14 protein-coding genes are annotated in these 17,900 nt (G+C 60.1%); 11 read left to right on the forward strand and 3 right to left on the reverse strand.

The window, feature by feature from the left end; genetic code table 11:
• Positions 1-27 precede the first annotated feature (27 nt).
• The gene (locus tag V6607_RS10530; protein ID WP_102606274.1) at positions 28-477 is read left to right on the forward strand and encodes a thioesterase family protein; all 450 of its coding nucleotides are present in this window, start codon (positions 28-30) and stop codon (positions 475-477) included.
• A 40-nt stretch (positions 478-517) separates the two neighbouring features.
• Entirely contained in the window at positions 518-1,483 is a 966-nt protein-coding gene (locus V6607_RS10535) for a tRNA-dihydrouridine synthase (RefSeq protein WP_003214454.1), read from the forward strand.
• 176 nt (positions 1,484-1,659) lie between these two features.
• Here V6607_RS10535 and V6607_RS10540 read toward each other — a convergent pair whose 3' ends face one another.
• On the reverse strand, positions 1,660-1,866 hold the full coding sequence (locus V6607_RS10540) for a hypothetical protein (protein ID WP_134326072.1): 207 nt from the start codon (positions 1,864-1,866) through the stop codon (positions 1,660-1,662).
• A gap of 162 nt (positions 1,867-2,028) precedes the next feature.
• Between V6607_RS10540 and V6607_RS10545 the strand changes: the two genes are divergently transcribed.
• The 3 genes from V6607_RS10545 (at position 2,029) to V6607_RS10555 (ending at position 6,517) form a co-directional block, all read left to right on the forward strand.
• Positions 2,029-3,300: an adhesin gene (locus V6607_RS10545; RefSeq protein WP_177437394.1), complete on the forward strand. Its 1,272-nt coding sequence runs from the start codon at positions 2,029-2,031 to the stop codon at positions 3,298-3,300.
• A 78-nt stretch (positions 3,301-3,378) separates the two neighbouring features.
• A complete protein-coding gene (locus tag V6607_RS10550) occupies positions 3,379-4,332 on the forward strand; it encodes a hypothetical protein (protein WP_218167347.1) in 954 nt (317 codons plus the stop codon).
• A gap of 220 nt (positions 4,333-4,552) precedes the next feature.
• Positions 4,553-6,517, forward strand: coding sequence for a hypothetical protein (locus V6607_RS10555; RefSeq protein WP_134326073.1), 1,965 nt, complete (start codon positions 4,553-4,555; stop codon positions 6,515-6,517).
• A 369-nt stretch (positions 6,518-6,886) separates the two neighbouring features.
• Here V6607_RS10555 and V6607_RS10560 read toward each other — a convergent pair whose 3' ends face one another.
• A complete protein-coding gene (locus V6607_RS10560; RefSeq protein ID WP_102606278.1) occupies positions 6,887-10,192 on the reverse strand; it encodes a bifunctional diguanylate cyclase/phosphodiesterase in 3,306 nt (1,101 codons plus the stop codon).
• A gap of 64 nt (positions 10,193-10,256) precedes the next feature.
• Positions 10,257-11,147 (reverse strand): LysR family transcriptional regulator, encoded by an 891-nt coding sequence (locus V6607_RS10565; RefSeq protein ID WP_102606279.1) that lies wholly within the window; start codon positions 11,145-11,147, stop codon positions 10,257-10,259.
• A gap of 145 nt (positions 11,148-11,292) precedes the next feature.
• Between V6607_RS10565 and leuC the strand changes: the two genes are divergently transcribed.
• From leuC to V6607_RS10595, 6 genes are all read left to right on the forward strand, one after another.
• The gene (gene leuC, locus V6607_RS10570; RefSeq protein WP_008438759.1) at positions 11,293-12,711 is read left to right on the forward strand and encodes a 3-isopropylmalate dehydratase large subunit; all 1,419 of its coding nucleotides are present in this window, start codon (positions 11,293-11,295) and stop codon (positions 12,709-12,711) included.
• 10 nt (positions 12,712-12,721) lie between these two features.
• Positions 12,722-13,366 (forward strand): 3-isopropylmalate dehydratase small subunit, encoded by a 645-nt coding sequence (gene leuD / locus V6607_RS10575; RefSeq protein ID WP_003212660.1) that lies wholly within the window; start codon positions 12,722-12,724, stop codon positions 13,364-13,366.
• A gap of 146 nt (positions 13,367-13,512) precedes the next feature.
• Complete coding sequence (locus V6607_RS10580; protein ID WP_003212662.1) at positions 13,513-14,277, forward strand: class I SAM-dependent methyltransferase; 765 nt, start codon at positions 13,513-13,515, stop codon at positions 14,275-14,277.
• A gap of 53 nt (positions 14,278-14,330) precedes the next feature.
• Entirely contained in the window at positions 14,331-15,413 is a 1,083-nt protein-coding gene (gene leuB / locus V6607_RS10585) for a 3-isopropylmalate dehydrogenase (RefSeq protein WP_134326074.1), read from the forward strand.
• 64 nt (positions 15,414-15,477) lie between these two features.
• Complete coding sequence (gene asd, locus V6607_RS10590; protein ID WP_003212667.1) at positions 15,478-16,590, forward strand: aspartate-semialdehyde dehydrogenase; 1,113 nt, start codon at positions 15,478-15,480, stop codon at positions 16,588-16,590.
• 248 nt (positions 16,591-16,838) lie between these two features.
• Positions 16,839-17,849, forward strand: coding sequence for an aspartate-semialdehyde dehydrogenase (locus V6607_RS10595; protein ID WP_134326075.1), 1,011 nt, complete (start codon positions 16,839-16,841; stop codon positions 17,847-17,849).
• Positions 17,850-17,900 lie beyond the last annotated feature (51 nt).

Below are 17,900 nucleotides of genomic sequence, written 5' to 3' on the forward strand. Positions count from 1 at the left end.
CCGACATTAATCGACCGGGAGCACTGCATGGGCTGGGATTTGGCAACGCCGTTTATCATCGATCTTCAGGTCGGTGCCGAAGACATCGACGGCCTGGGGCACGCCAACAACGCGGTCTATGTGTCCTGGCTGGAACGCTGCGCCTGGCGCCATTCCCAGCGCCTGGGGTTGGACCTTACCGAGTACCGCCGGCTGGACCGCGCCATGGCCGTGGTGCGCCATGAGATCGATTACCTCGCCGCCGGTTACGAGGGCGATGAACTGCAGTTGGCGACCTGGATCGTCGACTGGGACCAGCGCCTGAAAATGACACGACGCTTCCAGCTGGTACGCCCGCGTGATGGCGCTACCTTGCTGCGAGCGCAAACAACCTTTGTCTGCATCGAACTGTCCAGCGGCAAGCCCAAGCGCATGCCGTCGGAATTTCTTGAGGGTTATGGCCCTGCGCTGCAAGGCGGATTACCTGCCAGCGTCTGAAACCAGTAAACTGCGCCACGTTTTTCGTTGAGTGTTTTCCATGCAAATTGCTTTGGCGCCCATGGAGGGGTTGGTCGACAACATCCTGCGGGACGTGCTGACCCGGGTCGGTGGTATTGATTGGTGCGTGACCGAGTTCATCCGGGTCAACGACCGCCTGCTGACGCCTGCCTATTTCCACAAACTCGCCCCTGAGTTGCTGCACGGTGCCAAGACCGCTGCCGGCGTGCCGCTGCGTGTGCAGTTACTCGGTTCAGACCCGGTGTGTTTGGCGGAAAACGCCGCCCTGGCGTGTGAGCTGGGCTCTCAGGTGGTTGACCTCAACTTCGGTTGCCCGGCCAAGACCGTGAACAAGTCCCGTGGCGGTGCGGTGCTGCTCAAGGAGCCGGAGCTGCTTAACCAGATCGTCGAACACGTACGGCGTGCGGTGCCGGCACATATTCCCGTCACGGCCAAGATGCGCCTGGGCTTCGACAGCCCCGACGGTGCCCTGGTGTGCGCCACGGCCCTGGCCGAAGGCGGCGCAGCGCATATCGTGGTGCATGCCCGCACCAAGGCTGACGGCTACAAACCTCCGGCGCACTGGGAGTGGATCCCGCGTGTGCAAGAGGTGGTCAAGGTGCCAGTGTTCGCCAACGGTGATATCTGGAGCGTTGAAGACTGGCGGCGGTGTCGCGAAATCAGTGGTGTCGAAGACATCATGCTCGGTCGCGGCCTGGTGGCCCGTCCCGACCTGGCCCGGCAGATTGCTGCCGCGCGGGCCGGGGAAGAGGTGGTCGAGATGACTTGGGCGCAGATGCAACCCATGCTCCAGGAATTCTGGCGGCAATCCGTTGAGCAATTGACCGAGCGCCAGGCGCCGGGACGCTTGAAGCAATGGCTGGCGATGCTGACCCGCAACTATCCCGAAGCAGTTGAACTATTTACGCTGATGCGGCGGGAAACCGACCTGGAGCAGGTAGGACGATTGTTGGGGGTGCCTGATTCGGTTGCGCTGCAAAATTGAGTACATATATATAAGCGTTTCAATCCAGTAGGAAAGGGTGCCGTGGGCGCCCTTTTTTTTGCTTGAAATAAGGCCTCGGATCGTTAACAGCGAGTGTTTGTGGGCACGTGACTAGAGCTTTTTGATTGCTTTATATATGTGAGCAAGTTTCTTGTTTGCTACAGAGTCTTGCGGTGTCAGCGGCGCATATTTTTAAGTTTTGTTAGTTGGAGTATGAGGGGCGCGCGCAATAACACAGATATGAATGACTGGCGTGGGTGAGTGATTTCATCAATTTGCCTTAACGGCTGACTGTTGCCTGATATATCCATTTTGCCCACGGCGACCACCGGGTAAGCATGATGTTTTACGGAAAGTCCATAGGATAAAGTCTCTATTTTCATTTGATTTCCTTATGTGAAGGCCGATTTTCGGAACCCGATGCTCGCAACACCCACGAAAGTAGGGAGTGTGCAGCACTCGGGTTTGTTTCCAGTCCAGAACCTGGACGGTCTGTTTGCAGACCGCTGAAGGAGTTTTGGCAATCACTGAATAAGGATTTGTTTATGTCTAATTTGTCGGTCAATAATTTCCCTCGCTTGACTAATGACTTCAATCAGCAGAATGCAGACCTGCCAAAGTCTGTCGACAAGAGCGCCGGCGAAATCCGGGCGAATACGCCCGGCACAGTATTGAAAAACAATCCCGCCGTGGTGACGGATGGAACCGTCACCTTCAACAAGGATGCACTCGAGAAGTTGTTCGAGTTGTTTGAATATGCATTCAAGGCCATACGGAACATGCTGTCCGGACAGGGCGGGATGCCCAAGTTGGTACCCGATGCTGGCCCGCTGCCTAAACCCGAAAAGAGTAGCGATACTCCGGTGAAGGATAAGGCGGACAGTAAGTCGAATGTGCCGGACACTGCGGCCAAGGACAAGGCGGGGACTGACTCGCAAGTGCCGAACACTGTAGCCAAGGACAAAGCCGAGACCAACTCGCCGGTATTGAACACTGCACTCAAGGACAAGTCCGGGACCAATCCTGAGGTGTCGGTACAGAAAGACAAGCCAGCAAACAATCCAGCGGTCCCGAGTTCCGAGGTTAAGGTAACGCCTAAACCCCTGCCAGATCCCCGCAGGCCAGACCCTGCATCGGGCAAGGACGTGCAGCCGAACAGCCGGAGCAGTTCCGACGTGAACGTCACGGTCCAAGTGATGAACTGCCATTGTCCTCACCCGGATGCAACGAAGCCGGTCCCGCCTAAGCCCGATGCACCGGTCCCGCCGAAGCCAGACGTGCCAGTTCCGCCTAAGCCCGATGCACCGGTCCCGCCGAAGGCCGACGTGCCGGTTCCGCCTAAGCCCGATGTGCCGGTTCCGCCGAAGCCAGATGCACCGGTTCCGCCGAAGCCGGACGTGCCGGTTCCGCCTAAGCCCGATGCACCGGTCCCGCCGAAGCCAGACGTGCCGGTTCCGCCGAAGCCCGATGCATCGGTTCCGCCGAAGCCAGACGTGCCGGTTCCGCCTAAGCCAGATGCACCGGTCCCGCCGAAGCCGGACGTGCCGGTTCCGCCGAAGCCTGATGCACCGGTTCCGCCGAAGCCAGACGTGCCAGTCCCACCGAAGCCCGATGCACCGGTTCCGCCGAAGCCAGACGCTCCGGTCCCACCGAAGCCGGATGCGCCTAAACCAGATGCTCCGAAGCCGGATAAGCCGGAGCCGGACATCACTTCGCCAGGGCCGTCTGAGGATTTCTTTGAGTTCGAAACCAGCGGCAGGCGTCGAGCGTTCGACAACGACTGGCGGTTTAATCCCGGCCGCCGGATAAGCAGGTAAGTCGGCCACTTCCTCAGTTTTTTTCAACAAGGCGCTCCCGATCAAAAACGTCGGGGGCCCTTGATGAAGGATGGTTATATGTCTTGTTCAGAAATCAATAATGCGGGCGCGGTCAGAAACTATTATCAACATTCGCAAACCGGCAACACACCAGGACGATCGGTTCCCGTGCAGCCGGTATTCGTTAATAACCAGGTCCTCTCATCGTTCGGTAATAACGATCAAAGTACCGTAGGGAACACAGCCAGCGACACCCCGCTGTTAGCAAAGCTCCTCGAACTGTTCACCCAGTTTTTTACACAGTTGCAAGGCCTGCTGGCGGGCAAGGAACTGGCGAATACAGTGGCGACCAAGGTAACGCCTGCGCCCCCGCCGGCAGTGCTGCCCAAGCCGGATGCACCCCTGCCGGATCCAGCACCGCAGCCGCTTCCTGATCTGTCCGATAAGCGCAACGGCGCCAAGCCGGCAAATATATGGAACGGTTTTCGCCAGGGCCCTGACGGTAATTGCGTGACCATTTCGGCGATCAAGGCGGCGATGGCGAAGTTCGGTCAAAGCCCGACCGATATCTTCAAGTCTGTTCAAGCCAAGGGTGATGGCTATCACATTGTCATGCGTGACGGGTACGCGCTGGATTTGAGCAAGGATGAATTGGCCCAAGCCAGGCGTGGCTCGAAGTTTGTCCCGATGCGCGATCCCGGCATGCTCAAGGATGCGCACTTTCTATTTGCCGTCAGCGCCAAGCGAGCGATGCTGGAAAACAATGACGGGACTGCAGGCAGGAGCTTTCAATCCGCGATAAACAGCCTCAACGACGGTGAGGACGAAACGGGGCCCGGGGAAGGCTTCAAGCGTCTGGGCTTGCGCCAGCATATGAAAGAAGTTCCGGTCAGTGCGTTTGCTGATAAATCATTGATCGGTATGGTCAACAGGAGCAGGCACTCTGTAGCAGTGGTTGATGGGTGTGAGGAGATGTATGGGACTAAAGCGGGAAGACCGCGGTTTGGACGGGCTATTGCATTGGTTGGCTAACGGGCTGTCCATAAAACAATAAGAAGATGATCATTGCTGCGCAACACGTTAAATCTATAACTAGATCTTGTTGAAATTATTATCTGACTGAGTGCAGTTCATCGCGTGCAGAAAATACTGTATGCCGTGTTCATGCACTTTCTTTTTATGCCTGAACGCAACGTGCAGGTGGCAGCGTTTACCACGGGCTATTGTGTGTTCGCCCTTTAAGGAGTGCTCCATGATTACGATGAATACGGGTTATGCAATGAGTACGGCGGTCCATCATCCTGCGCGTGTATACGGGGGTGAAAATAAATCCGTCGACAGTGTAAGTACTTTGAATTCTACCGAGCGACAGTTCGGTGAGCATTTTGATACGAGCAGCCATTCTGCTGTTATCCAGATGATGATATCGACCTTCGGTCCTGCGCGCGCTGATCTATTTGATGAAGTAAAGCGCGTTGGCTCGGGGTATGACGTTACGCTGAAAGACGGTTATAAGTTGCATGTTTCCGATCATGAAGTGCATGGCACTGCCTCAGCGTCGAGATTTGTCGGTGGTGATGCCAGTACAGTGGAAAACGCGAATTTCGCATTGGCTGTCTTCGTCAAGCGCAAACAATTGTCCAGTTCCGACAGCCGTATCAGCAGCAGCTTTAACGCGGCCTTGACCATGTCCTTACAGGGTGAGACTGCATCGAACCTGCTCAAGGGCATGGGCATGGGCCGGTTTATGCAGCAGATCCCTTCGGAGCAACTCGTCGGCAAGAACTCCGTCGGCGTCATGGAGGCGCATAACTTCGGTGCCGCGTTGATTCGGGATGGGGTGGCGCATCGGTTTGACCGTCAATATCGCCCCGACCGTCCCTACGTCTACGTGCTGGACAAGGAGGGGCAAACGGCTAAGCCGGTCAAGCGAGATGTGCCGGTTGCTCCGGTCGATGGTCCCCTCGTCGATACGCCGTCCACCCGGCGTGGCCGCAAGCCCGTTGACATTCTCAGCGGATTTAACGCGGCCGAGCGAGGATTCGGTGAGGTTGTTGATGGCAGCAGCCATGCCTGCGTCATAAAAATGATGATGATGAGGTTTGGTCCAGACGCCACGGATATGTTCGAGAAAGTCACCCCGGCGGGAGACGGGTATGACATCACGATGAAGGACGGTTTCGAACTGCATTTTTCCCGGCAAGAGTTGCAGCAAGCGACCACGGCCTCGCGATTCGCTGGGAACAACCCCGACGCGGTGAAGCAGGCCAACTTCATGCTGGCGGCGTACACGAAGCGCAAGCAGATGACCCGCGGTGACCAGGACCCTGGGGCATCGTTTGAAAAGGTTTTATCGAACACGCTCAAAGGCGATACGGAATACCGCGTGTTGAAGGGCTTGGGCATGACTGGCTTCTTGCGCATCGTGCCACCCGCCAAGATGCAGGAGCAGGGCGCGGTGGGGGTGGTCAGTACTTTTGGCTATTCGAGTGCCTTGGTACTGGATGGCCTGCAGCACAGCAATGGTGACAAGCCATCGATCGTCAAATCTTATGGCTACATGCTCGCCGAGGAGGTACCGGACGGAGTGCCCGTTGGTTCAAGCACGCGGCCCCCACCTATTTCCAATGTACCGGTCGGGGTCAGGCCTGGGAATATCTGGAGTGGATTCTATCAAGGTGTCGAGGGGAACTGTGTCACGGTATCGGCGATCAAGGCGGCGATGATGAAGTATGGGCAAAGTCCCCGGGGCATCTATAAAAACATCACCGAGACCCGCGACGGTTACACCGTGACGATGCGCGATTCCAGCAAGGTCAGCTTGACCCATGCAGAACTGAAAACAGCCCGGGAACACTCGAATTTCAAAGGCGCCGACGCCGGCCTGCTCAAGGATGCGAATTTCCTGTACGCCGTCAGCGCCAAGCGGGCGCAAATGGAGAACCACGAGTTTCGTGCCGGCGAGAGCTTTGAAGCGGCGATGAGCACGCTCAATGATGGCGAGACCCCTGGTGATGCACTGCGGCGTCTGGGTTTGTTCGCCTTTACCCGAAGCAGCAGCGTCCAGGCGCTGGCAGATGGTGCAACCGGCACGTTGGCGAACTTCATGCATTCTGTTGTCGTCGTTGATGGGGCTTTTGATGATTACGGGTATAAACACCCACTGAAATCATCAAGCTGGATGGATGAAGAGGGCACGGCGCTAACGCTGGTTTAGGTTTAAAGGTGCAGAGTTTGAGAAACACAGGCCACGAGATCTCGTGGTCTTTTTTCTGCGCGCAGAAAAGACAAGTCCGATGGTGGCCGGCTGCATATGCCTTGCAATCTGTGTCCGCATACGTAGTTGGCCTCGGCTACTCTCATCCACTCTGGAACCTCCTGGTCATGGATGAAATTCAACAGCATTGGCTGTATGCCCTGTCTGCTCCCATGGTGTCCATCAACCCTGGCGCCGGTTATCTCGAGGCGCCGCCTAGCAGCGCCGGGGAGTGCTTTGCATACTGCATGGTAGGTGTGCCCGAAAATGGAAAGCACTTGAACCTACAGGCTCAAAAAGCAGCTGCCCATCAGGAAAATCCGGTGCAACTTATTCCGATGAAGTGGCCTGGGGCATTCGCTTCAGTACCTGCCTGAACCCTTCCACCGGCAAGGGCCGACTGTGCAGATACCCCTGATACAAATGACACCCAAGCCCCTGCAAAAACGCCAGTTGCTCAGGGGTTTCCACTCCTTCGGCAATGACGTCCAGGTTCAAGCTGCGCGCCATGGCCACAATGGCGCGGATGATCTCCGCATCGTTGGGGTCATGGGTGGCGTCGCGCACAAACGACTGGTCGATCTTCAGCGCATCCACCGGCAGGCGCTTGAGGTAGGTCAGCGACGAATAGCCGGTGCCGAAATCATCCATCGCAAAACTCACGCCGAGCTTTTTCAGGCGGCGCATTTTGCTGATGGTGTCGTCCAGATTCTGGATCACGATGCCTTCGGTGATTTCCAGCTTCAGCAGGGTATAAGGCAGGTGGTGGGTGCGCAGGCTGCGTTCTACCCGTTCGACAAAATCATTCTGGCGAAACTGCCGCGGGCTGATGTTGACGCACAGGCTGAAGTTCAGCGGGTCTACCAGGCCCTCGGCAATCAACTGCGCGAAGGTGCTGCAGGCTTCGTCGAGGATCCAGGTGCCGACTTCAAGGATCAGGCCGCTGTCTTCCAGGACCTTGATGAATTCCGTCGGGGACTGTGCGCCCAACTGCGGATGTTGCCAGCGCACCAGGGCCTCGGCGCCGACGATGGTGTTGCCGCGCGCATCCACCTGGGGTTGGTAATGCACGCTGAACTCGCCGCGGGACAGGGCCAGGCGCAGGTCGGTTTCCATGCGCAGCCGCTCGCTGGCGGTTTTCTGCATGCTGTTGTGGAACATCTGGATGGTGTTGCGCCCTGAATCCTTGGCCCGGTACAGGGCGATGTCGGCGCGCTTGAGCAAATCTGCCGGGGTTGAGCCGTGATCGGGGATCAGCGCCACACCGATGCTCGGGGTGACTTGCAGGCGGTGGCCATCCAGGAACATCGGTTCGGATAACAGTTCGCGCAGGGTATCGGCCAGCTCCTGGACCTGAGTGCTGACTTGCGGGCGCGTGCCTTCCAGGCCGCTGAGCAGCACCACAAACTCATCGCCGCCCAGGCGTGCCACGGTGTCTTCCATGCGCACACTGGCTTCAAGGCGTGCAGTGACGATCTTCAGCACCGTGTCGCCGACCGGGTGGCCGAGGGAATCGTTGATGTGCTTGAAGTGGTCCAGGTCAAGAAACAGCAGGGCGCCCCGCAGGTTGTGGCGCTTGAGCAGGGCGATCTGCTGGCTCAGGCGGTCCATCAACAGGGCGCGGTTGGGCAGGTTGGTCAGCGGGTCGTGATAGGCCAGGTGGCGAATCTGCGCCTGGGCGTTTTTCAGCAGGCTGACGTCCCGGGCGGTCAGCAACAGGCAGGGGGTTTCATTGAGGGTGATGGGCTCCACCGACACTTCAACCGCCAGCACTTCACCGCGCTTGTTGTGCCAGAGCATTTCCAGGTGATGAATGCGGCCCTTGATCTGCAACTCGGCCAATAACGCCGCGCGCTGGTTTTCATCGGCCCAGATGCCGATCTGGTACAGCGTCAGGCCGATCGCTTCTTCGGCGCGGTAGCCGGTGAGGCGGCAGAAGCCGTCATTGACCTCCACGTAGCGCCCGGTATCGCGCTCGGTGATCGACACCGCATCGGGGCTGGAATGAAAGGCCTTGGCGAACTTCTCTTCGCTGGCCTTGAGCGCCGCTTCCGAGCGCTGTTGTTGGGTGATGTCCCGCAGGGTGGTGACGATGCAGGGTTGGTCGCTGACCTGGATCAGGCGGCTTGATATCACACAGTTCAGGGTCTGGCCGTTCTTGTGATGAACGGTGATTGCCACGTTGCTCAGGGATTGTTCGCGGATCACCTGCTCGATGCGCTGCAGGCGTTGGCTGGACTCCTCCCACAAGCCGATCTGCTCGGCGTTGTTGTTGAGCACCTCGGCGGCGGTCCAGCCGAAGGTCTGGGTGAAGGCCGGGTTGATCTCGATAAACTGGCCGGTCTCCAGGCGCGTCACGCAGATCGGGTCGGGGCTGGCGAGGAACAGGCTGGCGAATTTTTCTTCGGATGCGATCAGGCGCTGCTCACGTTCAACCTGGTCGGTGATGTCGAGCAGGGTCCCGGCCATTCGCAACGGTACGCCCGTGTCATCGCGATACAGGCGGGCGCGGCTTTCCAGGTAGCGCGAACTGCCGTCTTCCAGTTGCACGCGGTAGGTCAGTTGGTAGTTGCCCGCCGGGCCTTCGCGCAGGGTGCGGTAGGCGTTGCGCATGCTCTCGCGCTCTTCCTGGGGCATGCCTTCAAAGAAGGCCTCGAAGGATTCGTGGAACGGTTGGGGTTCCAGCCCGTGCAGTTGGGCGGCGCGGGCCGAGCCATAGAGCATGCCGCTGGGGATGTGCCAGTCCCAGGTGCCCAGTTGCGCCGAGTCCAGGGCCAGGTCCAGGCGTTCCTGGCTGTCCTTGAGGGCCTGCTCGGCATTCTTGCGCTCGGTGGTGTCGAGGAAGGTGCTGATCAGGTAGTCCTCGCCGTCCAGCTCGACTTTCTGGGCGCTGAGGGTGCCATTGTGGACCTGCCCGTTGCTGGCGCGAAACTGCACTTCCATGGTGATGGGGGCGCCTTTGCGCTGGGTGGCCTTGACCAGATGCGTGCGTTGTTCCGGGTGTACCCAGAGGCCCAGCTCCAATGTGCTGCGGCCAATGGCATCGGCCAACGGCCAGCCGAACAGGCTCTCGAAATACTGGTTGGCTTCGCTGATCAGGCCGTCCGCCTGGCGGGTCAGCAGGACCATCAGCGGGCACAAATGGAACAGGGTGGCGAAGCGCTTTTCCGAATGGCTGAGGGCGTGTTCGCGCTCGCGCTGGTGGGTGATTTCGCGGATCACCCCGATCATTCGCCGACGCCCGGCCTTGTCCGGTAGCAGGCTGCCGTTGATTTCCAGCCAGTGCAGGCTGCCATCGGGCCATTGGATACGGTGGTGCATGGCCTGGACAGCGGGTTCGCCGGCCAGCACCGCATGAAAGGCCCGGACCACCTTGGCGCGGTCCTCGGGGGCCAGCAGGTCCAGGTACTCCAGGTCTTCAGGCAGCGGCTGGCGCGGGTCGAAGCCGAACAGGGCCTGAGTGCCTCGGGACCAGCTGATCCGGCCGGTATCGATTTCCCAGCTCCAGGCGCCCAGCCGGGCAGCGTTGAGCGCCGCGAGCAGTTGCGGCGCGCTGTCCCAGCTTTGCTCCGCCTCCTGTGGGTCCAGGGCGTAGATGCGGGGCAGGGGTGGCACGGTATCGACGGGGTTGCGCATTATCAAAGGGCCTTGGCTCGATGGGCGTTCGGCGCGGGTTCCACGGTCTACGGGCCACGGCGATTCAAGCCTGATTCCCTGGCAGATCGACCTGTGCATCCAATAGGCTCATGAAAGCCCGCGCAGCGTTCGACAGCGTCCTTTCGGTGTGCACGATATAGCCTAGCTGGCGACTGAGCTGTATGCCCGGCAAAGCGATGCGTGCCACCTGGTCATCGAGCATGGTGCGCGGCAATACGCTCCAGGCAAGGCCAATGGAGACCATCATCTTGATGGTTTCCAGGTAGTTGGTGCTCATGGCGATGTTTGGCGTCAGGCCCTGGGCCTCGAACAGCCGCTGCACGATATGGTGGGTAAAGGTGTTGCCGCCGGGAAACACCGCCGGGTGCCGGGCGATGTCCGCCAGGCTGACGCTGCCGTTGCTGATCAGGCTGTGTTCCGGCGCCACCACGAAATCCAGCGGGTCGTCCCACACCGGGGTGGCCCGCACCAGCGTGTGGGGCTCCGGCGCCAGGGTGATTACGGCCACTTCGGCGCGGCCATGGAGGATTTCTTCGTAGGCCACTTCCGAATCGAGAAACTGAATGTCCAGCGCGACATTCGGGTATTCCCGGGTGAACGTGCGCAGGACCGGTGGCAAGCGGTGCAGGCCGATGTGATGGCTGGTGGCCAGAGTGAGGCGACCGCTGACCTCGCCGGTCAGGTTGGTCAGGGCGCGGCGGGTGTCGTCCAGTACATTGAGAATCTGATACGCCCGGGGCAGCAGCGCCCGTCCGGCTTCGGTGAGGCCGACTTCACGCCCCAGCCGGTCGAACAGGCGCACCTTTAATTGTTGCTCCAGGCCGGCGATGCGCTTGCTGACGGCCGGTTGGGTCAGGTGCAGGCGTTCACCGGCACCGGAGAAGCTGCCGGTCTCGGCGATGGCGATAAAGGCATTGAGGTTGGCCAGGTCCATTGTGCTATTCCAGTTGGTAATCCAAAGCATAAAAAATATGAATTTGAGTTATTTAATGTAGCGCCATACCATCAGCCTCACAAGCCAAAGGGTTATTGAATCGTTCAAGGCCCGGGGCATAGAAACACCTGATGAGGACCGCGTGATGGCCGGCAAAACGCTTTACGACAAGCTTTGGGATTCCCATGAAGTGAAACGGCGCGATGATGGGTCGTCGCTGATCTACATCGACCGTCACATCATCCATGAAGTGACCTCGCCCCAAGCGTTCGAAGGCCTGCGACTGGCCGGGCGCAAGCCTTGGCGCGTCGACTCGATCATCGCCACCCCGGACCACAACGTGCCGACCACACCGGAGCGTAAAGGCGGGATCGACGCCATCGTCGACACCGTGTCGCGCCTCCAGGTGCAGACCCTCGATGATTACTGCGACGAATATGGCATCACCGAATTCAAGATGAATGACGTGCGCCAGGGCATCGTTCACGTGATCGGCCCGGAGCAGGGCGCTACCTTGCCCGGCATGACCGTGGTTTGCGGCGATTCCCACACCTCTACCCACGGGGCGTTTGGCGCCCTGGCCCACGGTATTGGTACCTCCGAGGTGGAACATGTATTCGCCACCCAGTGCCTCGTCGCCAAGAAAATGAAGAACATGTTGGTGTCGGTGGAAGGTGAGTTGCCTTTCGGCGTCACCGCCAAAGACATCGTCCTCGCGGTGATCGGCAAGATCGGCACCGCCGGCGGTAACGGCCACGCCATCGAATTCGCCGGCAGCGCGATTCGCGACCTGTCCATCGAGGGCCGCATGACCATCTGCAACATGTCCATCGAAGCCGGTGCCCGCGTGGGCATGGTGGCGGCGGACGAAAAGACCATTGCCTACGTCAAGGGTCGCCCGTTCGCACCTGCCGGTGCTGATTGGGACGCCGCTGTCGAAGCCTGGAAAGACCTGGTTTCCGACGCCGATGCGGTGTTCGACACCGTGGTTACTCTTGATGCCGCCCAGATCAAGCCGCAAGTCAGCTGGGGCACCTCGCCGGAAATGGTGTTGGCCGTTGACCAGAACGTGCCGGACCCGGCCAAGGAAACCGACCTGGTCAAGCGTGGTTCCATCGAGCGCGCCTTGAAGTACATGGGCTTGAAAGCCAATCAGGCGATTACCGACATCCAACTGGATCGCGTATTCATCGGCTCCTGCACCAACTCGCGGATCGAGGATTTGCGCGCTGCGGCGGTGATCGCCAAGGGCCGCAAAGTCGCCTCGACCATCAAGCAGGCGATCGTGGTGCCAGGTTCGGGCCTGGTCAAGGCCCAGGCTGAAGCCGAAGGCCTCGACAAGATCTTCCTCGAAGCCGGTTTTGAATGGCGCGAGCCGGGTTGCTCGATGTGCCTGGCGATGAACCCGGACCGTTTGGAGTCGGGCGAGCATTGCGCGTCCACCTCCAACCGTAACTTCGAAGGGCGTCAGGGCGCCGGTGGCCGTACCCACCTCGTCAGCCCGGCCATGGCTGCTGCGGCTGCCGTCAACGGTCGTTTCATCGACGTTCGCGAATTGATCTGAGGAATACCCGATGAAAGCTTTTACTCAACACACCGGTTTAGTCGCGCCGTTGGACCGTGCCAACGTGGACACCGACCAGATCATTCCCAAGCAGTTCTTGAAATCGATCAAGCGCACCGGTTTTGGCCCGAACCTGTTCGACGAGTGGCGCTACCTGGACGTAGGCTACGCCTACCAGGACAACTCCAAGCGCCCGCTGAACAAGGACTTTGTGCTCAACGCCGAGCGTTACCAGGGCGCCAGTGTATTGCTGGCCCGGGAAAACTTCGGTTGCGGCTCCAGCCGTGAGCACGCGCCGTGGGCCCTGGAAGAATATGGCTTTCGCAGCATCATCGCGCCGAGCTACGCCGACATCTTCTTCAACAACAGCTTCAAGAACGGCTTGCTGCCGATCATCTTGAGCGATGCCGAAGTGGATGAGTTGTTCCAGCAGGTGGAAGCCGATGTGGGCTACCAGTTGACCATCGACCTGGCGGCGCAGACCGTGACCCGTCCGGACGGCAAGGTGTATCACTTTGAAGTGGACGCCTTCCGCAAGCACTGCCTGATCAATGGCCTGGACGACATCGGCCTGACCTTGCAGGACGGCGATGCGATTGCCGCGTTTGAAACCAAACACCGGGCCAGCCAGCCTTGGTTGTTTCGCGACGCTTGATTCCATGTAGACCGGACTGGCCCCTTCGCGAGCAAGCCCGCTCCCACATTTGATTGCATTTCAACTGAAGGAACTCGGTCGAATGTGGGAGCGGGCTTGCTCGCGAAAGGGCCAGCAACAGCAACACAAAAACCAGGGACATCATCATGACCAGCACCGCCCACACCCAAGTCGTGCAAAAACAATTCGGCGAACAGGCCTCGGCCTACCTGAGCAGCGCAGTACATGCTCAAGGCACCGAATTCGCGCTGCTCCAGGCCGAACTGGCCGGGCAGGGCGCTGCACGACTGCTGGACCTGGGTTGCGGCGCCGGTCATGTGAGTTTCAACGTGGCACCGTTGGTCAAGGAAGTGGTGGCGTACGACCTGTCCCAGCAGATGCTTGACGTGGTCGCCGCCGCTGCCGTGGACCGTGGCCTGGACAACATCCGCACTGTGCACGGCGCCGCCGAGCGCCTGCCGTTTGCCGATGGCGAATTCGACTTCGTGTTCAGCCGCTACTCGGCGCACCATTGGAGCGACCTGGGCCTGGCCCTGCGTGAAGTGCGCCGGGTGCTCAAGCCGGGTGGCGTGGCCGCTTTCGTGGACGTCTTGTCACCGGGCAGCCCGCTGTTGGACACTTACCTGCAAACCGTCGAAGTGCTGCGCGACACCAGCCACGTGCGTGACTATTCCGCCGGCGAGTGGATGCGCCAGCTCAGCGAAGCCGGTTTGCATGTGCGCAACAGCAGCCGCCAGCGCCTGCGCCTGGAATACACCTCGTGGGTCGAGCGCATGCGCACCCCAGAGGTATTGCGTGCCGCGATCCTGGAGCTGCAAAAGGCAATGGGCCAGGAAGTGCGCGATTACTTCGAGATTCAAGCCGACGGCACCTTCAGCACCGACGTGCTGGTGGTGTGGGCCGAACGCTGATTAATTTTTCCCGACCTGCCCACGGGCGGGTCGCTTGATGAAATGAGGAACGCATGAGCAAGCAGATTCTGATTCTCCCTGGCGACGGCATTGGTCCGGAAATCATGGCCGAAGCGGTCAAGGTGCTGGAAGTGGCCAACACCAGGTACAGCCTGGGCTTCGAACTGAGCCACGACGTGATCGGCGGCGCGGCCATCGACAAGCACGGCGTGCCTCTGGCCGACGAAACCCTGGAGCGTGCCCGCGCAGCCGACGCCGTGCTGCTGGGCGCCGTGGGTGGCCCGAAGTGGGACAAGATCGAGCGTGACATCCGCCCTGAGCGCGGCCTGCTGAAAATCCGTGCGCAACTGGGCCTGTTCGGCAACCTGCGCCCGGCGATCCTTTACCCGCAACTGGCGGACGCTTCCAGCCTCAAGCCGGAAATCGTCGCGGGCCTGGACATCCTGATCGTCCGCGAACTGACCGGCGGTATCTACTTCGGCTCGCCACGGGGCGTGCGCGAGTTGGAGAATGGCGAGCGTCAGGCCTACGACACCCTGCCGTACAGCGAGAGTGAAATCCGCCGTATCGCCCGTGTCGGTTTCGACATGGCCCGTGTGCGTGGCAAGAAGGTCTGCTCGGTGGACAAGGCCAACGTATTGGCGTCCAGCCAGCTGTGGCGTGAAATCGTCGAGGAGGTCGCCAAGGACTACCCGGACGTCGAGCTGAGCCACATGTACGTCGACAACGCCGCCATGCAGCTGGTGCGTGCACCGAAGCAGTTCGACGTGATCGTCACCGACAACCTGTTCGGCGACATCCTGTCCGACCAGGCCTCGATGCTTACCGGTTCCATCGGCATGCTGCCGTCGGCCTCCCTGGATGCCAACAACAAGGGCATGTACGAGCCGTGCCACGGTTCGGCGCCGGACATCGCCGGGCAGGGCATTGCCAACCCGTTGGCGACCATTTTGTCGGTGTCGATGATGCTGCGTTACAGCTTCAACCTGACCGACGCCGCGGATGCCATCGAGCAGGCCGTGAGCCTGGTGCTCGACCAGGGCCTGCGCACTGGCGACATCTGGTCCCAGGGTTGCACCAAGGTCGGTACGCAAGAAATGGGCGACGCAGTAGTCGCCGCGCTGCGGAATCTGTAATCTCTCGGGCCCGCTTGCAGATGTTGCTGCAAGGCGGCCCACTTTTGAACAAGGTGTAGTTGCGATGAAACGTGTAGGTCTGATCGGTTGGCGCGGTATGGTCGGTTCCGTGCTCATGCAGCGGATGCTGGAAGAGCAGGATTTCGATCTTATTGAGCCGGTGTTTTTCACCACCTCCAATGTAGGTGGTCAAGGGCCGTCCGTGGGCAAGGACATTGCTCCGCTCAAGGACGCCTACAACATTGAAGAACTGAAGACCCTCGACGTCATTCTGACCTGCCAGGGTGGCGACTACACCAGCGAAGTCTTCCCCAAGCTGCGCGAAGCCGGCTGGCAGGGTTACTGGATCGACGCCGCTTCCAGCCTGCGCATGCAGGATGACGCGGTGATCGTGCTGGACCCGGTCAACCGCAAGGTGATCGACCAGCAACTGGACGCGGGCACCAGGAACTACATCGGCGGCAACTGCACCGTCAGCCTGATGCTGATGGGCCTGGGCGGCTTGTTCGAAGCCGGCCTGGTGGAGTGGATGAGCGCCATGACCTATCAGGCGGCCTCCGGTGCCGGCGCGCAGAACATGCGTGAACTGATCAAGCAGATGGGCGCGACCCACGCCGCTGTCGCCGATCAACTGGCTGACCCGGCCAGCGCGATCCTCGACATCGACCGCCGTGTGGCCGAGGCCATGCGCAGCGAGGCCTACCCGACCGAAAACTTCGGTGTGCCATTGGCCGGCAGCCTGATCCCGTGGATCGACAAGGAACTGCCTAACGGCCAGAGCCGTGAAGAGTGGAAGGCCCAGGCCGAGACCAACAAGATCCTCGGTCGCTTCAAGAGCCCGATCCCGGTGGACGGTATCTGCGTGCGCATCGGCGCCATGCGTTGCCACAGCCAGGCGTTGACCATCAAGCTGAACAAAGACGTGCCGATCGCCGATATCGAAGGGCTGATCAGCCAGCACAACCCTTGGGTCAAGCTGGTGCCGAACAACCGTGATATCAGCATCCAGGAACTGAGCCCGAACAAGGTGACCGGTACCCTGAATGTGCCGGTTGGCCGTCTGCGCAAGCTGAACATGGGGACGCAGTACCTGGGCGCGTTCACCGTCGGCGACCAACTGCTGTGGGGCGCGGCTGAGCCGTTGCGTCGCATGCTGCGGATCTTGCTGGAGCGGTAATCGCTGCTGGTAATACGAAACCCGCGTTCTGGTGACAGGCGCGGGTTTTTTATTGCGCGCTCGGGCCTCTTCGCGAGCAAGCCCGCTCCCACATTTGATCGCATTTCAACTGAAGAAACTCGCTCGAATGTGGGAGCGGGCTTGCTCGCGAAGAGGCCATCAGCCACACCACAACCCCCAGGTTAATTGCCTCACCCCCAGCCACCCGGTAAAGTGCCGCTCCCCCCGCAATGCCCGAGGCAGCCCCCATGACCCAGACCTTTGATATTGCCGTGATCGGCGCCACCGGCACCGTTGGCGAAACCCTGGTGCAGATCCTCGAAGAGCAGGACTTCCCGGTAGGCAGCCTGCACCTGTTGGCCAGCAGCGAGTCGGCCGGGCATTCGGTGCCGTTTCGTGGCAAGAACGTGCGGGTGCGGGAAGTCGATGAATTCGATTTCAGCAAAGTCCAACTGGTGTTCTTCGCCGCCGGCCCTGCGGTCACCTTGAGTTTTGCCCCGCGCGCCACCGCTGCGGGCTGCACCCTGATCGACTTGTCCGGCGCCTTGCCGGCCGATCAGGCGCCGCAGGTAGTGCCGGAAGCCAACGCGCAGATCCTCGATGGCCTGAAAAAACCTTATCAGGTCAGCAGCCCAAGCCCGTCGGCCACTGCCCTGGCCGTGGTGCTGGCGCCACTGCGCGGCTTGCTGGACATTCAGCGCGTCAACGTCACCGCCAACCTCGCCGTTTCCGCCCAGGGCCGTGAGGCTGTCAGCGAGCTCGCCCGGCAGACCGCCGAGTTGCTGAATGTGCGCCCGCTGGAGCCGAAGTTCTTCGACCGGCAAATGGCCTTTAACCTGCTAGCCCAGGTCGGCAAGCCTGACGCGCAAGGCCACACCCCCCTGGAAAAACGCCTGGTGCACGAATTGCGCGCCGTGCTGGAAATGCCTTTGCTAAAGATTTCCGTCACTTGCGTTCAAGCCCCGGTGTTTTTTGGCGATAGCCTGACTGTGTCACTGCAATTGGGGGCAGCGGTGGATCTCGCTGCCGTCAACCGTGCCCTGGACTCGGCACCGGGTGTCGAATTGGTGGAAGAGGGCGATTACCCCACGGCTGTGGGCGATGCGGTCGGTCAGGACGTGGTCTACGTGGGCCGGGTTCGTGCCGGTGTTGATGACCCCGCGGAACTAAATATGTGGCTGGCGTCAGATAACGTACGCAAAGGGGCGGCACTGAACGCCGTACAGCTGGCGCAGTTGTTGATAAAAGGCCTTGTGTAAAAGATACTTGGCGGCAATTTGTAGATTGATTCTAGCCAAGCGCTATGCTTG

Source organism: Pseudomonas sp. KK18 (assembly GCF_037094675.1).
Classification (GTDB): domain Bacteria; phylum Pseudomonadota; class Gammaproteobacteria; order Pseudomonadales; family Pseudomonadaceae; genus Aquipseudomonas.

Coding starts and splice junctions, on each gene's coding strand:
- V6607_RS10530 (WP_102606274.1), top strand. CDS start 28: ATGGGCTGGGATTTGGCAACGCCGTTTATCATCGATCTTCAGGTCGGT.
- V6607_RS10535 (WP_003214454.1), top strand. CDS start 518: ATGCAAATTGCTTTGGCGCCCATGGAGGGGTTGGTCGACAACATCCTG.
- V6607_RS10540 (WP_134326072.1), bottom strand. CDS start 1,866: ATGAAAATAGAGACTTTATCCTATGGACTTTCCGTAAAACATCATGCT.
- V6607_RS10545 (WP_177437394.1), top strand. CDS start 2,029: ATGTCTAATTTGTCGGTCAATAATTTCCCTCGCTTGACTAATGACTTC.
- V6607_RS10550 (WP_218167347.1), top strand. CDS start 3,379: ATGTCTTGTTCAGAAATCAATAATGCGGGCGCGGTCAGAAACTATTAT.
- V6607_RS10555 (WP_134326073.1), top strand. CDS start 4,553: ATGATTACGATGAATACGGGTTATGCAATGAGTACGGCGGTCCATCAT.
- V6607_RS10560 (WP_102606278.1), bottom strand. CDS start 10,192: ATGCGCAACCCCGTCGATACCGTGCCACCCCTGCCCCGCATCTACGCC.
- V6607_RS10565 (WP_102606279.1), bottom strand. CDS start 11,147: ATGGACCTGGCCAACCTCAATGCCTTTATCGCCATCGCCGAGACCGGC.
- leuC (WP_008438759.1), top strand. CDS start 11,293: ATGGCCGGCAAAACGCTTTACGACAAGCTTTGGGATTCCCATGAAGTG.
- leuD (WP_003212660.1), top strand. CDS start 12,722: ATGAAAGCTTTTACTCAACACACCGGTTTAGTCGCGCCGTTGGACCGT.
- V6607_RS10580 (WP_003212662.1), top strand. CDS start 13,513: ATGACCAGCACCGCCCACACCCAAGTCGTGCAAAAACAATTCGGCGAA.
- leuB (WP_134326074.1), top strand. CDS start 14,331: ATGAGCAAGCAGATTCTGATTCTCCCTGGCGACGGCATTGGTCCGGAA.
- asd (WP_003212667.1), top strand. CDS start 15,478: ATGAAACGTGTAGGTCTGATCGGTTGGCGCGGTATGGTCGGTTCCGTG.
- V6607_RS10595 (WP_134326075.1), top strand. CDS start 16,839: ATGACCCAGACCTTTGATATTGCCGTGATCGGCGCCACCGGCACCGTT.